The organism is Glutamicibacter sp. MOO4 (genome assembly GCF_056934395.1).
On the sequence record NZ_CM167800.1, the window covers coordinates 1,581,706 to 1,597,501 of the forward strand.

The window sequence follows — 15,796 nt, forward strand, 5'->3', positions numbered from 1 at the left end:
TATGTGAAGGACAAATAGAGTAATGGCTCGAAAGAAGTCTGAAGAGATTCCCGAGGATTTCGTTGAGAACATCGTCGATATCGACGTGACCAATGAAATGGAATCCTCCTTCTTGGAGTACGCCTACTCGGTGATTTACTCACGTGCTCTACCCGACGCACGCGATGGACTCAAACCAGTCCAACGCCGAATCCTGTTCCAGATGGCGCAGATGGGTTTGCGCCCTGAAAAGGGTCACGTGAAGTCTGCCCGCGTGGTCGGCGAAGTCATGGGTAAATTGCACCCGCACGGCGATGCCGCAATTTACGACGCGATGGTTCGTCTGGCCCAGGATTTCTCGCTGCGCCTTCCTTTGATTGATGGCCACGGAAACTTCGGTTCTCTCGATGATGGTCCGGCTGCACCTCGTTACACCGAAGCACGCTTGGCCGCCTCTGCTGTAGCAATGACGGCCAACTTGGATGAAGACGTCGTGAACTTCATCCCTAACTACGACAATCAGTTCATGCAGCCAGAGGTTCTTCCTGCTGCCTTCCCTAACCTTTTGGTCAACGGAACCACCGGCATTGCCGTGGGTATGGCCACCAACATGGCCCCACACAATTTGGGTGAGGTTATTGCCGCCGCCCAGCATTTGCTAGTTGAGCCCGAAGCCACCGTTGAAGAACTGATGAAGTTCATTCCAGGCCCTGACTTGCCATCCGGTGGCAGCATCGTTGGTCTGGACGGCGTGAAGGATGCCTACCGTACCGGTCGTGGCTTGTTCCGCACTCGTGCCACCGTCGCTTTAGAAAAACTTTCCGCCCGTAAGTCCGCCTTGGTAGTCACCGAGCTTCCTTACGGTGTGGGCCCGGAAAAGGTCATCGAGAAGGTCAAGGATGGTGTGAACAACAAGAAGATCTCTGGCATCTCCGACGTTGTTGATCTGACTGACCGCCACCATGGCCTCAAGTTGGTTATTGAACTGAAAAACGGTTTTAACCCCAACGCAGTTTTGGCAAGTCTCTACAAATACACACCGATGGAAGATTCCTTCGGCATCAACAACGTGGCATTGGTCAACGGCCAGCCGCGAACCATGGGTTTGCGCGAGCTGCTCACTGTTTACGTTGATCACCGACTGGACGTAGTCCGCCGTCGTACCACTCATCGTCTGGCAAAACGCGAAGATCGTTTGCACCTGGTTGAGGGTTTGTTGATTGCCATTGTTGATATCGACGATGTCATCGCCATCATCCGTTCATCGGAACAGACTAATGAAGCTCGTCAACGACTGATGACGGTCTTTGACCTCAGCGAGCCGCAAGCCAACCACATTTTGGAACTGCGTCTGCGCCAGCTGACCAAGTATTCCAAGTTGGAATTGGAAACCGAAGCTGAACAGCTGCGCGAAGAAATCGAACAGCTACGCGCGATTTTGGCATCGGATCAGCTACTGCGCTCCCTCGTTTCCGAAGAGCTTGGCACCATGGCGGAAACCTTCGGAACGCCTCGACGTACCAAGTTGCTCAAGTCTGCACAGTTGGCCCCGTTGAAGGGCACCGCGCTTCCGGAGGCCGTTGGTAACGGCAAGCAGGCCAAGCTCACTTTGGAAATCTCTGACAGTGCATGCTGGGTTCTGCTTTCTGCCACCGGACAGATCGCACGTACTGCCGATCGAACCGAAGTGGACTTCAACTCAGCGCGAATCAAGCACGACGTGTTGGTATCCCAGGTACCTTCCAGCGCACGCGGTGAAATTGGAGCGCTGACCAGCACCGGTCGAATCATTCGTGTTTCGCTAATCGACGTGCCAGCCCTGCCTGAATCCCATGGCTTCCCGCAGTTGGCTCAGGGTGTGCCAGTTACTGAGTTCCTCAAGCTCGCCAAGAATGAAACGGCGATCGCGCTGGTACCGCTCAATGAAGTGATTGCTATCGGAACGCAACAGGGCGTGGTCAAGCGAGTTACGCCTGAATACCCGCTGAACCGTGATGAATTTGAGGCCATTACACTCAAGGACGGCGACGCCGTTGTCGCCGCTGCCGTGGCACGCGAAGAAGACGAGTTAGTCTTCTTAACTCGCGATGCCCAGCTCTTGCGCTTCTCAGCCTCCGCGGTCCGTCCACAGGGTCGGACCGGCCGAGGTATGGCCGGAATCAAGCTCAGCGAGAATGATCGTGTGATCTTCTTTGGTGTGGTGCCGGCCAACGCGGAGCAAACTGTTGTGGCTACCATCGCGGCCGGTTCGCAAACCTTGCCGGGGACGTCCGGTCAGTCCGTGAAGCTGACCGAGTTTGCTGAATTCCCGTCAAAGGGTCGTGCCACCGCGGGCGTTCGTGCGCACCGATTTGTTAAGGGCGAAGATCATTTGCAGCTTGGCTTTGCGGGTCAGGGACCGGCACGAGCTAGCTCCACTGCGGGCATCGTTCGTGCATTGCCTACCGAATATGCAAAGCGTGATGGATCAGGTGCACCGCTGGCACAGTCGATCAACATCCTCGGCGGCACATTAAGCGTCAACGGTGCACAACCTGCGCCAGTTGTACAGGACGAGCCGGACTCTCCTGTTGAAGTGCAGCAGCCAAGAGTTGCTCCAACCTTCACCCCAGGCGAAGACACTTTACCTTTTGACGACGGCGGAGTCATTCTCTAGCCCTGAGCCAAATGCACTAAAGGTGCCTTAGTGAATCGATACTTCGATTCACTAAGGCACCTTTAATTGTTTCAGCCAGTTGTTTCAGCGCATTAACGCTTTGGTGCCAAGGTCTATCTGCTGCTCGCAGTGTTGTGCCAATTGTTCATCATGAGTAATGAGCACTACGGTGCGAGTCGCCAAAGACTCACGTAGTGTTCGCATTAGCTCTTCGCTTTCGTCAACACCCAAATGAGCGGTGGGCTCATCGAGCAGAACAACTTGGTGCCCGCCTAGGATTGCCCTAGCCACAGCCAGCTTGCAACGCTGTCCGCCCGAAAGGTTATGCCCGCCGGAACCAATTCTGGTATCTAGTCCGGAAGGTTGTTTCAGGTACCAGGCGTACAGGTTAACCTGTTTGAGGACGTCAATGAGCTGATCATCTGTGCGTTGTTGCTCCTCGGGCACGCCGAGCATCAGGTTTCGACGGACGGACGAGTCAAAGAGGTGCGCTTCTTGAGGACACCATGCCACCGATGACAAATCTGCGTGATCGATAGGCTGACGCTGACCGTACTCATCAACAACGTTCAATGCACCGCTTCGAATCGGCAACGCACCGAGTAGGGCTGTCAGTAGAGTCGACTTGCCTGAGCCAGACGGACCGACGATGGCTGTCCACTGGCTTTGTGGGATTATCGCTGTCACCCCGGAGACAACGTCCGGGCCAGCACCATATCCCAAGCCCACAGCGTCCAGTTCAAAGCCCACGACGTCACCGCTTAGTGATTCGGCGTGATTGTCCTCTGCGGCCTTGTGGTCCTCATTGCTGGTCAGACCGTGGCGTTCAAGTTGTTTGGTGAGTTGTTTGAGCGACTGCCCCTGTTGCACCGCCAGCAGTGCATTGCCTGCGCTATCCCCCAGAGCAAGACACAACAGAACTGCAAGAGCGGTCAGGGAAGCTGAACTATGCGAGAGCGAGGTGACGAGAACTGCCATCGCAACGCTAAACAATACGGCGAGCACCGATGCGCTGCCTTGCCCGAGTGCGTGTCGACGTGCGGCAAGAGTATTGGCTTGTTGTTCCGCATGCAGCGTTTGAATCGCTGGTTCAAGGGACTGATTGATTCGCAGCGCCGACTTATGACGCAGGACGTTCAGCACAGATTGGTTCATGGCAAAACGGTGATTCATCTGTTCAACAAGTTGTTGGCCTTCCACCCGCTTTACTAGCCAGCGGACAGGGAAAGCCAGCGCCAAACCAGCAACTAGCGCTACCCATCCGAATTCAGGTTGGATGATGAACAGGGTGATCGTGGCCAGGACCCACAAGGCAATTGCTGAGAGCGGCGGGAACAGGACACGTGCCAGCTGGTCCCGCAGTTCGTCTACCTCAGCTAGCAGGAAGCGCAACACCACCGATGAACGGCTGAACAAGCCCCATCGTGCGGGGTCTTTAATCATGGCATTCCACATTTTTTCGCGAAGGTCACCGGCGTAGCCGAGCACCGCGTCGTGAATTGCCAGTTGTTCCAGGTAGCGGAATGCTGCCCTGCCAATTCCCAGCGCTCGAACCATAACAAAGGCGACGCTCAAGTGCAGGATGGGTGGCTGGTAGCTGGCTTCAACGATGAGCCAGCCGCTCAGTGCGGCTAGCGCTACGGCGCATAGGACGCTGAGTGTTCCCCACAGCACGGCCTTGGGTGCGCTATGGTAGTGGCGCAGCAGCTCAGATCGAGGAGTAAAGGTTCGCGTCGTTACTTCTGCGAAGTGCTCGCTGTGCTGTGTGGTTTCGAGCTGTTCTGGCACCCGTGCAGGCAGTGCTGAAGCACCCTGGTTTGTGCGCAGCGTCTGATCGATCAGTGGGTCGTGGCTGGCAATAAGTACGGCGCAACGCTCGGGAAGCTCTTCGAGAAGCTGGTGGACCTGTGCCGCATTGCCCTGATCAAGATGTGCCGTAGGTTCATCGGCCAGCAGTAGCCTGCATTCAGTATCGGTGTGGATGCGCAATAGCGCACGCATGACCTCTAGCCTGCGTAATTCGCCCGGTGAATACTCGGAGATGTTGCGCTCCAATAGGGCTTTGAGCGACAAACGGTTGGCCAACTCGGAGATCATGGCCGGGCTGGCAAGTGGCGCGTCTTGGGCTAGTTGTTCGGCGCCAGTGCTCGCGTCAAACCGTGGATGCTGACTGATTACCGCCATTGAACCTGAGTACCGGATGCTGCCCTGCACCAGCTCGGGGTCAAAGGTGTTGTCACTGCTGTAGGCCTCAGCAACGAGGGAGAGCAGGGTTGTCTTTCCGGTACCGCTGGGTGTAGCCACGATGTGGCGCTGCCCCGCAGCCAGGGTGAGACTAAAGTCTTGGTAGACGTAAGCACCCTGCTCATAGCGCAGGTTCAGGTTTTCGATTTCAAGCACGTTGTCGCCGCTTGGTGGAGTGGACTGTCTGATGCCGGCGGTAGGAGTGGAGCTGCTGAGCTTCACGTAGCGTCCGTAGGCAGCTAGTCCGTCGTCTGCCGCGTGATAGGAAGACCCAACTTCCCGAAGAGCGGAGAAGAGTTCGGGGGCCAAAATCAAGATGGTCAGCCCCGCCGATAGCTCGATGGAACCGTTGACGAGCCGGACACCGATAAAGACTGCGAGCACCGCGACAGAAAGTGTCGAGATGAGCTCCAGCCAGAAGCTGGACATAAACACGGTCTTGAGATTCGCCATGGTCGCGGTGCGATATTTGGCGCCAACCTTGGCTATGGCGTTGCCGTGCGCTCGGGCACGTCCTAGTCCCATCAGCGCCGGAAGCCCCTGGGCCAGCTCATACAGTTGGCTTGCAAGACGGTCTAGGGCCGCTTGCGACTGGTCCAAGGTATCTTGGGTGTGCATTCCGATCAGCGCCATGAACACAGGAATGAGTGGAATCGTCAGCAATAAAATGACTGCGCTGACCCAATCAACTTTCAAAATGAACAGGCCGAGTAGCAGCGGGACCGCTACTGCGCCGATCAGCGCAGGAATGAATTTCGTAAAGTAGTCGTCTAGCTTTTCAATTCCGTGACTGGCAAGCGTTGCGACCACGGGAATTGGATTCTGCTTGGCCGCAACAATCGTTGGCTGAGCTGCTTCGGATTCAAGCAGATTCATCCGCATTCGTTCTTTGGCGCCCAGTCCCATGCGCCGCGCCCCGACGTTCAGTCCCCACGCTGCCAAGGCTCGCACCACGGCACCTGCTACTGCCACGTATAGGAGGCTGGTATCAGGGTTCCCGCCTTGTGCCATGGTGGCAATCCAGCGCCCGAGTGCATAGGCGACAAGAACCAGCCCCACGGCCTTGATGACAGAAAAGCACGTCAGCAAGGCGAACTGCCGGGGTGAGATCAGTTCTCTAGGAAGAAAACGTGGGGCTGGCATAGCTCAACTTTCGGTTGTGCAAATGGTTAGTTGACGATCGAGGTAACGCGGTGAGTTTTTGGGATGTGTTCTTCGCGCAACCGCTTGCGAAATACCCAGTAGCTCCACGCTTGATATGCCACTACTAGAGGAACACCAAACGCCGCAACAACGCTCATCAGTTTTAATGTGTACGCAGTGCTTGAAGCATTCTCGACGGTCAGGTCAAATGCCGAGTCAATGGTGGACGGCAGAACTACTGGGTAAGCAGCCAAGAAGATCGCAGCAACCGCAGCTAATAACATGATCCCCAGCGCCAGGAAGGAGATTCCTTCTCTACCTGCTCGACCTGCTATCAGTGCAACCACTACCGCTATCAGGGCGACCGCTAGGGCTGCCCACGCGAATGCTGATTCGTTCTTTAGCAGAACCCAAAGCGTCCAGAGCAGCAATGGAAGGACGGCCACTGATAGCCAGCGTCCAACTAGTTTGCCTGCTTCTTGGCGTACCGGGCCGTCAGTTTTCAGACGCAAGAAAGCCAGCGCATGAATCCAGCAGAAGGCAACTACTGCCACACCACCCAGGACGGCATGCCAGGTAAGCCACGCGAAGGCCCCGCCGATCCGGTCTCCGTTCTCGTTCAGCGGTAGGCCGATGGTCGTTGAAGCCAACAGGGCTCCCACACCGAAAGCTGCCACCAGCGATCCGACTCCCAAGGCTAGATCCCAGAGCTTACGTGTGGGCACGGTGATCGCCTTGCCGCGGTATTCAATGGCCACGGCACGGAAGATCAGTGCCACCAACACCACAGTGAGTGGAATGTACAAGGCTGAGAATAGCGATGCGTACCAATGTGGGAAGGCAGCAAACGTCGCGCCACCAGCGGTTAGTAGCCACACCTCGTTCCCGTCCCATACCGGTCCGATGGTATTGAGTAGCAGTCGTTTTCTTTTCTCGGTAGGCCGACCCAGACCGATGAGCATGCCCACCCCGAGATCGAATCCTTCAAGAAATAGATAGCCGCACCAAAGTAGTGCAATGACGATGAACCAAAGTGTTGGTAGCCATTCCATGGTTTTCTCCTTTGAGTGCGCCGCTAGTAAGCGAACGCCAAAACGTCGTCGTTTTCGTGGTGGTCACAATCAGGATGATCATCGTGACCCGTTGCGTCGAGTTCTGGCATTGCTGAGGCCACCCCACCCCGGATGTATCTGGTCAACAGCACCAGTTCAACAACGAGTAGGACTGCATAAATCGACGTCAAGGTGATGAGTGAAAAGAGCAGTTCTCCAGCAGTGACAGTCGGAGAGACCGAGGCAGCTGTGTACATAAAGACTTGGTCAACCCCACCCATCTGCGGATTAGGTGCCACGGTGAATGGTTGGCGTCCCATTTCGGTAAAGATCCATCCAGTGGCATTGGCACCGAAAGGAGCCGCAATACCCAAGACAGCCAGTCGTGAAATCCATTTGTTCTCGGGCACCGTGCCCTTGCGCGTAATCCAGAGGGCCAGCGCAGCAGCGGCCGCGGACAGACCGCCGAAGGTAATCATCAGGCGGAAGCCCCAGTAGGTCACTTCCATGACTGGAAGGTAGTCGATCTTTTGACCTGCGTACTGCCCGAAGGACTCGTCATCCGGGTAGTACTCACCGTACTTCTGCTGGTATTCAGGAATCAGAGTATTAACGCCTTTTACTTCGGTAGTGAAGTCTCCGTTAGCAAGGAAGGACAACAGGCCAGGTACTTCGAAGACCGCTACAACATCGTTGCAATCGGTAGCTCCATGAGCGTTGATGTCACCGAGTGAAAGCACGGAGAATCCGGTGCCATCGTGGCACGCAGCTTCAGCCGAGGCCATCTTCATGGGTTGTTGCTCGAACATTAGTTTTGCTTGCTCGTGGCCGGTTAGGGCCACGCCCAAGAAGGCCACTACCGCAACACCGGCGCCGATCCTTAGCGATTTGATCCACACTTGGTAATCGGTCTTGTCGCGGTTCTTACCCTTGCTCAAGTCTTCGCCGACGATGACGTAGCCGTTGGAATCAACGGTATCGATTCCTTCTTTCCGGCGACGGTATAGGTGGAACCAAGAGATGCCAAGTAAGAATCCGCCTGCCACGGCAAAAGCACCGAAGAGCGTGTGAGGGAAGGTGATCAAGGCAGTGTTGTTGGTGAAGACCGCCCACGCGTCGGTCATGACAGCGCGTCCGTCAACGATCTTGGTGCCTACCGGGTGCTGCATCCAAGAGTTGGCTACGAGAATAAAGTACGCCGAGAGCATGGTCGCTAGCGAAGCGCACCAGATGGTGGCTAGGTGCGCGAGCTTTGGCAGCTTCTTCCAGCCAAAGATCCATAGTCCGAGGAAGGTCGATTCGACGAAGAACGCCAGCAACGCTTCCATAGCTAGTGGTGCGCCGAAAACGTCTCCGACGTAGCGGCTGTATTCGCTCCAAGCCATGCCGAACTGGAATTCTTGCACGATACCAGTGGCCACACCCATGATGAAGTTAATCAGGAACAGTTTGCCCCAGAATTTGGTCATGCGCAGCCAGTGTTCATTGCCGGTGCGGTGCCAGATGGTTTGCAATACTGCGACGGTCAGTCCTAAACCGATCGTTAAGGGCACCATGAGAAAGTGGTAGACCGTGGTTATGCCAAATTGCCAGCGGGCAATTTCCAATGCATCCATTGATTCCTCAATTTTCGCTTTGTAGGAGCTTGGGAGACTTTTTCTACGAACCGTAGAAGTGCCTTCACGTATCACAATAGACGATTTCGACAGCTTGTAGAAGTCAAGATTCCGAGATCCATCGCACATCCAAGAAACGACCGCATCAACCAATCAAACCCTCGACTTGCAGCTCGGGAAATCCTGACTGCGCGCGTAGCCCGCTGCGTCACCAACACGAATCACCACTCTTTTACGCGTTGTAGAAATCTCGCGCAAAAATCGCTACAATTGGTGTTTCAAGCTGTACACCTAGGCCTTGGGCCAACATGTTCAGCGAAAGAACTAAAAGCAAGTGAGGTAAGACCTAGTGGCCAGCCTTGGCGATCTGGAACGTTCCGTCTTGGACCTTCTGTGGGACTCTGCAGAACCGCTCACCGCGAATGACCTTCGCGATGATCTTGCGGCACTTGGCGCCGATGCGAAGGAACTCGCAGTTACTACGGTGCTCACGGTGCTTGCCCGCCTAGAAAAGAAAGGGCTCGTGGAACGTGAACGCTCCACACGCCCTCATCGCTATGCTGCTTGCTCCTCGCGCGAAGACCACACCGTTGGCTTGCTCAACGAGGCTCTTGGCACCGCGCAGGACCGCGAAGCAGTCCTAGCCCGTTTCATTGGCGGCATAACAGCAGATGAAGCAGCTTCTCTGCGTGCTATCTTGGACTCAGTAAAGTCCGCATAATTTAGACAAACTTCGGGGACTGAGTGCTTCTCACCTCATATTTCCTAGCGGCGTTGGCTATCGCATTGGCGTGGCCGACGCCGTTGGCATTATCAAAAGCTAAATGGATCACGCGCGCGCCGGTGCAGGCCGTTCTTCTATGGCAAGCAATCGCTTTGGGCGGTGGCCTTTCGATGATCGGCTCCATGCTGGTCTGGGGGCTATCCCCTCTAGGCGACAATCTCATTTCTGCGTTGGACGCCGGATGGCGACTGCTCATGGGCGACCCTCAAGTGCAATATCCAGGCGTTGTGCACCTCTTTGCGCTCAGTACAGCCTTCCTATTTGGCTTCCACTTGGTGCTCACCCTCATCCGAGCAGCATGGCGGACCTCAAGGCAACGAGCAAAGCACCGTCAGTTACTTCGACTGCTGAGTAATCCTTCAGAGACTCGACCCAACACATTAGTCATTGATCATGACATGCCGGTGGCCTACTGTGTGCCGGGCATTTCTAGGTCAGTTACTGTCCTTTCACGCGGGCTGCTGACTCAACTTACGCCAGAGGAACAACAGGCTGTAATCACGCACGAGCGATCACATCTGGACCAACGACACGACTTGCTCATCTTGGCCTTTACCGCTTGGAATGAGGCACTCCCCTGGCTTCCAACCTCCAAGCTGGCTTTAGAAGCCGTGCGTCAATTGATCGAAATGCTGGCCGACGATAAAGCTCTGGAACAGGTCAACCGTCAGACTCTGCTCAAAGCCATCGTTACCGTCGCCACCGCTGCAGCCGTTGATGATGCTTCTATGATCAAAAGCTCGTCCAATGCTGAGTTGGTCGGAATGCCCGGCGGTGAGGTTTCCTCACGCCGACTGCAGCGTCTACTCTCACCCGAAACTGCCCTGAACAAGCTCGCTCGCTTCCTCGTACTTGCCAGCACGGTCCTGCTCCTAGCCTGTCCCACGATCTTGTTAGTCGCACCAACTCTGCTAGCTTGGTAGCTTTCAAATCTGAACTTGCAGGCAACAAGAAAGTCCTTGGATACGGTTCACAATTGAACTGCATCCAAGGACTCTTGAGCTCTAAACGCTAAACGTCGATACGTTCACGTTCCAAATCATCGGCACCGTCAATGATGAATTTCTTGCGTGGTGCGACGTCGGAGCCCATGAGCAGATCAAAGACCTCCTCGGCGGCCTGCGCGTGTTCGATACCAACGCGGCGCAACATCCGATGGCGCTGATCCATCGTCGTTTCTGCCAGCTGGTCTGCGTCCATCTCGCCCAAGCCCTTGTACCGCTGGATTGGCTCTTTGTAACGCCGACCCTCTTTTTCGATCTTTGCAAGCAGACGGTTCATTTCCGCTTCCGAATAGGTGTAAACCACTTCGTTCTGCTTGGATCCCGCATTGATGATTTCAATTCGGTGCAGAGGTGGAACCGCCGCATAGACGCGCCCATGCTCAATCATTGGACGCATGTAGCGATAGAACAACGTGAGCAACAGCGTGCGGATGTGCGCACCGTCAACATCAGCATCCGTCATCAAAATGATTTTTCCGTAGCGTGCCTGCTCAATGTCAAAGCTTCGACCCGAGCCGGCGCCGATGACCTGAATCATGGCAGCGCATTCAGCATTCGAAAGCATGTCCGAAATGGATGCCTTCTGCACATTGAGGATCTTGCCGCGAATCGGAAGCAAAGCCTGATACTCGCTTGATCTGGCCAAGCGAGCCGTGCCCAATGCGCTGTCGCCCTCAACGATGAATAGCTCGGATTTCCCGACCTCTTTACTCCGGCAATCCAACAGCTTGGTTGGTAGGGACGAAGATTCCAGCGCGGTCTTTCGACGCTGGGTTTCCTTGTGCATACGCGCAGAGACACGAGATTTCATCTCGTTGACTACCTTTTCGAGCAAAGTAGCTGCTTCTGCTTTTTCTGCGCGCTTGTTGGATCCCAGGCGTTCGTTGAGCGCTTTCTCAACCACCTTGGTGACAATCTGGCGCACCTGAGGGGTACCCAGAATCTCTTTGGTCTGCCCTTCAAACTGTGGTTCCGCAAGACGAACAGTAAGCACTGCAGTCATGCCAGCAAGAACGTCGTCCTTCTCCAGCTTGTCCTTCTGGCCAAACTTGAGCTTGCGGGCGTTAGCTTCAACATTCTTGCGGAAAGATTTGAGCAACGCCTGCTCTAGACCAGCACTGTGAGTACCGCCCTTGGGAGTGGCAATAATGTTGACGAAGCTGCGCACCGAAGTGTCGTAGCCAATCCCCCAGCGCAGGGCCACGTCCACTTCGCAAACTCGTTGCACGTCTTCCATGTGGCTGCGCCCCTTGTCATCAATGACTGGAACTTTTTCGTGGAATGAACCACTGCCTTGGAAACGCCAGATATCAGTAACTGGAGAGTCACTGCTGAGGTAGTCAACAAATTCACTGATACCACCGTCGTGTTGGAACACTTCCTCATGCGGTCCCTCAGCGCCGGGTGTACCAGGCAGGCCACGCTCGTCGCGGAGAGTAATGCGCAATCCTGGCACGAGGAATGAGGTCTGGCGAGCACGATCCTGCAGGTCCGAATAAGAGAACTTGGCGTCCGGGGTAAAGATGTGGTTATCTGCCCAGTACCGAATTCGAGTTCCGGTTACACCACGTTTAGCTTTGGCGATGACCTCGGGAATCGTGGCCTTTTCGTGCGGCGTAAAGGGAGCTTCAGCCTTCTTGCGTCCCTTGTCCGAGAACTTGCCTGGCTCTCCACGGCGGAACTGCAAGCTGTAGGTCTTGCCACCACGATCAACTTCAACGTCAAGTCGCGCCGATAGCGCGTTAACGACCGAAGCGCCAACACCGTGCAAACCACCGGAAGCGCTGTAGGAGCCACCACCGAATTTACCGCCAGCGTGAAGTTTAGTGAAGACAACTTCCAGACCGCTCAGACCAGTTTTGGGTTCCACATCAACAGGAATGCCTCGGCCATCGTCATGGACCTCGACTGATCCGTCGGCATGCAGGATTACGTTGATTGCCTGACCGAAGCCGCCCAAAGCTTCGTCAACAGAGTTGTCGATAATTTCCCATAGGCAGTGCATTAGCCCGCGGGAGTCGGTTGAACCGATGTACATGCCTGGACGTTTACGAACCGCTTCCAGGCCTTCCAAGACAGAGAGATGTCGCGCGCTGTAATTGTCGGATGAAGCCACTGGGCTATAGTCTCCTACCTACATAAGAAAGAACGTCTTGTCTTCCATTCTAATCGTTATTGTGTTCGAATACCTGTCATTTTCCGCCGGTCGGCGCCACCGATGACAGCTATGACCTTGTCCACATCAACTACGCGGTGAGCGAAAGACGGCCATTTTAGGGATAAAGTCGAAGCCCAAACTGGTTCTATTGAGTAACCATCAACTTTAGGAGGCTGGCAATGACTACTACGACCGCTAGTCGTGAACTGAACGCCCTTGACCGGTGCGACCGCTGTGGTGCACAGGCCTACGTGCGAGCCGTGCTGGCTTCAACCGGCGGTGAGCTGCTGTTCTGCGCTCACCACGCCCGCGATGTGGAACCTAAGCTACGCCCACAGTCCTCAGTTTGGCAGGACGAATCCTCGCGACTTTACGAAAAGCCAAAGGTTGACGCTAACGACTAATCTCGTTTTCGTCTAGCTCGAAATTGGTGGCCCACTATTTGTGGGCCGCCAATTTTTGTCTTAAAAGCAAGATAGCCAGTTGAACGAAAGTTCAACTGGCTATCTTGCTTTCAGTTTTAGTCTAGGTAGTCCCGCAGAACCTGCGAACGCGATGGGTGACGTAGCTTAGACATCGTCTTGGATTCGATCTGACGGATACGCTCACGCGTAACTCCGTAAACCTTGCCGATTTCGTCTAAAGTCTTCGGCTGACCATCGGTCAGACCAAAGCGCATTGCCACTACGCCGGCTTCGCGCTCGGAGAGCGTGTCGAGAACCGAGTGAAGCTGTTCCTGGAGCAAAGTGAATGACACAGCGTCTGCTGGCACAACTGCTTCAGAGTCTTCGATCAGGTCACCAAACTCGGAATCGCCATCTTCACCCAGTGGAGTGTGAAGTGAGATTGGTTCGCGGCCGTATTTCTGAACTTCGACAACCTTTTCAGGAGTCATGTCCAGTTCCTTGGCCAACTCTTCAGGAGTTGGTTCGCGACCGAGGTCCTGCAACATCTGACGCTGTACTCGCGCCAACTTGTTGATGACTTCAACCATGTGTACTGGAATACGAATGGTACGAGCCTGGTCAGCCATGGCTCGTGTAATAGCCTGACGGATCCACCAGGTAGCGTAAGTCGAGAACTTGAAGCCCTTGGTGTAGTCAAACTTTTCAACGGCACGAATCAGACCCAAGTTACCTTCCTGGATCAAGTCCAAGAAGAGCATGCCACGACCGGTATAACGCTTAGCCAGCGAAACAACCAGACGGAGGTTTGCTTCCAGCAAGTGGTTCTTTGCGATCTTGCCGTCGTGAATGATCTGCTCATAGTCCCAGCGCAAACGCTGGTCAATGGCGCCGGTGTCCTTCTCCAGCTTGTCGGTAGCAAAAAGGCCCGCTTCGATGCGCAGAGCCAAATCGACTTCCTGCTCTGCGTTCAGCAGGGCAACTTTACCGATCTGCTTCAGGTAGTCCTTGACCGGGTCAGCCGTCGCGCCGGCGACCATAACCTGCTGCTGAGGAGCGTCGTCGTCACCGCTGGAGAGGGTGAAGCCCTTCGAATTGTCGTCAGACTTCGAATCGGTGCTTTCTTCAGCATCGTCGTCGCCTTCTGCGACAGCTGGGGTTGATTCGTCCTGTGCTGCAGTATCTGCAGCTACCTTTTTGGTCCGAGGCTTAGCCTTGGTTGCACGCTTCTTCGCCGCAGGAGTTTCTGCTGGTACCTCTGCCTCGGGGACCTCGGCCTCAGTGGCCTCAGTTGCTTGACGATTAGCGTTCGTCTCAGAAGATGACACGAATAACCTTTCTAACGATGCGTTCCGGATGCACCTGCCGGTAACACCACTATGACCCTGTCAAGTCCGAAGACGTTTAATCAGTGACTAAACGCCGGGGCTGGCACATTGATAACAACGCTTCAAGCCCGCCTTATGTTCCCAAAATCGTGAGATTTCAGGCCAAGGCAATTCGAACCTAACCGGGTCTGTAATTTCATTATCCACGAATTACCACCCAGACACCACTTGAGACACCCCGGTGAGCCCGTGTCACGCGAAGTTCGCACGCCAGGCACGAAGTTGATCCGTTGCCCACGAGGGCATAATGCCGTGAGACATGAGTTTCTGAAGCAACGCTGCTAATTCATACTTCTCGTTTTCTTCCACCGCCTGGTTCAGTAGTGCCAACGCCATTGACCCTCGCCCTCTTGCCCATTCAATCCAAGCCAGAATGCACAGTAAGGCGTGTCGGCTATCGTCGCACGCTACACCTAAAAGGTCACGAGCAACCTCCCACAGTCGATCCACCCTGCGCCAATCTGGTGCATACCAGCCCCGACCAAGCAGATAATCAGATAACGGGGCGATGGCACCCTCCTGCGCGTCAAATGAAACGCCAAAAATGATGTCCAGGGTGTCTTCTAGTCCCTGGCCAGCCAGATACGGCAAGAGGTCTCGAACGAATTTCGTCTGTAAGGATCCAAGAAGTAAAGCAGCCAATCTCGGATCATCGCGCAAGGATGACTCTGAATCTTTCTGCGTCATCTTTAGAGTGCGATTCCATGTTTCGAGGCACTCCATGACGTTGCCACCTTGATCTACAACAAGGTGGAGAACATCTTTGGAATTTGACCATTTTGCGATACCGGTTCCATCCCATGGCGTGTCCATCGGTGCGGATCCAGCCAGGACCATCGATAGGTGAGTTTCATTAGTGACCAGTGACGGTACGGCCTTGGCGCAGTTACCCTCTTCTGGGTCGTAGTCCCAAATCATTGAGGCGCGTAAGCACCATGCGTGGCGTAGGCGGATTCTTCTGCGACTCAGGGTGGTTTCGAGATGGTTCACCAGCGATGAGTAGGGCGCGTCAAGCTGAGCGAGGCGATCTTCCGGAGCGTAGATCACCAGAGCGACGTCTTGGACGCTAGGGATCCGTTCAAGGAGTCGGTTGACCTGGCTGGACCAATTCTCCACGTCTTCGCGCCGAGTAGATGGCGGTAAGTCAACCCGCAACGTGGCTTCAAGACGATCATCTTCAATAAGTAGCAATACCGCTGAATTACGAGGATGGAACCCAAGGGCATGCGGCACATAGGCCAAAATGTCTTTGTAACTGGACAGCGATAGCGGCTGGCGTTCTGGTGTAGTTGTCATGCACTTACCGTGCACTGCATCTACTAGCTTTATTTCTTAGAACTGGCCAGTTGTGGAGAACCTAGGACGCTA

Annotated in this window: 10 protein-coding genes; 4 read left to right on the plus strand and 6 right to left on the minus strand. The window is 54.8% G+C overall.

Annotated elements, in window-relative coordinates; translation table 11 throughout:
- The first annotated feature begins 22 nt into the window (after positions 1-22).
- Positions 23-2,635, plus strand: a complete 2,613-nt coding sequence (locus tag AC1Z3F_RS07380) for a DNA gyrase/topoisomerase IV subunit A (protein ID WP_483566879.1) — start codon at positions 23-25, stop codon at positions 2,633-2,635.
- A gap of 84 nt (positions 2,636-2,719) precedes the next feature.
- On the opposite strand, the gene cydC is transcribed toward AC1Z3F_RS07380, so the two are convergent.
- From cydC to AC1Z3F_RS07395, 3 genes are read right to left on the minus strand one after another with little or no spacing between them, the layout of a single operon-like run.
- Positions 2,720-6,022 (minus strand): thiol reductant ABC exporter subunit CydC, encoded by a 3,303-nt coding sequence (gene cydC / locus AC1Z3F_RS07385; RefSeq protein ID WP_483566880.1) that lies wholly within the window; start codon positions 6,020-6,022, stop codon positions 2,720-2,722.
- A gap of 26 nt (positions 6,023-6,048) precedes the next feature.
- Positions 6,049-7,074 carry a cytochrome d ubiquinol oxidase subunit II gene (gene cydB / locus AC1Z3F_RS07390; RefSeq protein WP_131088521.1) on the minus strand — a complete coding sequence of 342 codons (1,026 nt, stop codon included), beginning with the start codon at positions 7,072-7,074 and terminating at the stop codon, positions 6,049-6,051.
- A gap of 23 nt (positions 7,075-7,097) precedes the next feature.
- Positions 7,098-8,690, minus strand: coding sequence for a cytochrome ubiquinol oxidase subunit I (locus AC1Z3F_RS07395; RefSeq protein ID WP_483566881.1), 1,593 nt, complete (start codon positions 8,688-8,690; stop codon positions 7,098-7,100).
- Between the two features lie 349 nt (positions 8,691-9,039).
- On the opposite strand from AC1Z3F_RS07395, the gene AC1Z3F_RS07400 reads away from it, so the two are divergent.
- Positions 9,040-9,411 (plus strand): BlaI/MecI/CopY family transcriptional regulator, encoded by a 372-nt coding sequence (locus AC1Z3F_RS07400; protein WP_483566882.1) that lies wholly within the window; start codon positions 9,040-9,042, stop codon positions 9,409-9,411.
- Positions 9,412-9,434: 23 nt separating this feature from the next.
- Entirely contained in the window at positions 9,435-10,397 is a 963-nt protein-coding gene (locus tag AC1Z3F_RS07405) for a M56 family metallopeptidase (protein ID WP_483566883.1), read from the plus strand.
- An 88-nt stretch (positions 10,398-10,485) separates the two neighbouring features.
- Here the strand turns inward: AC1Z3F_RS07405 and AC1Z3F_RS07410 are convergent, their stop codons facing one another.
- The gene (locus tag AC1Z3F_RS07410; protein WP_131088525.1) at positions 10,486-12,594 is read right to left on the minus strand and encodes a DNA gyrase/topoisomerase IV subunit B; all 2,109 of its coding nucleotides are present in this window, start codon (positions 12,592-12,594) and stop codon (positions 10,486-10,488) included.
- 221 nt (positions 12,595-12,815) lie between these two features.
- Here AC1Z3F_RS07410 and AC1Z3F_RS07415 point away from each other — a divergent pair, with 221 nt between their 5' ends.
- Positions 12,816-13,040 carry a DUF7455 domain-containing protein gene (locus AC1Z3F_RS07415; RefSeq protein ID WP_131088526.1) on the plus strand — a complete coding sequence of 75 codons (225 nt, stop codon included), beginning with the start codon at positions 12,816-12,818 and terminating at the stop codon, positions 13,038-13,040.
- Between the two features lie 116 nt (positions 13,041-13,156).
- On the opposite strand, the gene AC1Z3F_RS07420 is transcribed toward AC1Z3F_RS07415, so the two are convergent.
- A complete protein-coding gene (locus tag AC1Z3F_RS07420; protein ID WP_262197466.1) occupies positions 13,157-14,368 on the minus strand; it encodes an RNA polymerase sigma factor in 1,212 nt (403 codons plus the stop codon).
- A 252-nt stretch (positions 14,369-14,620) separates the two neighbouring features.
- Positions 14,621-15,724, minus strand: coding sequence for a DUF4192 domain-containing protein (locus AC1Z3F_RS07425; protein WP_262197465.1), 1,104 nt, complete (start codon positions 15,722-15,724; stop codon positions 14,621-14,623).
- Positions 15,725-15,796 lie beyond the last annotated feature (72 nt).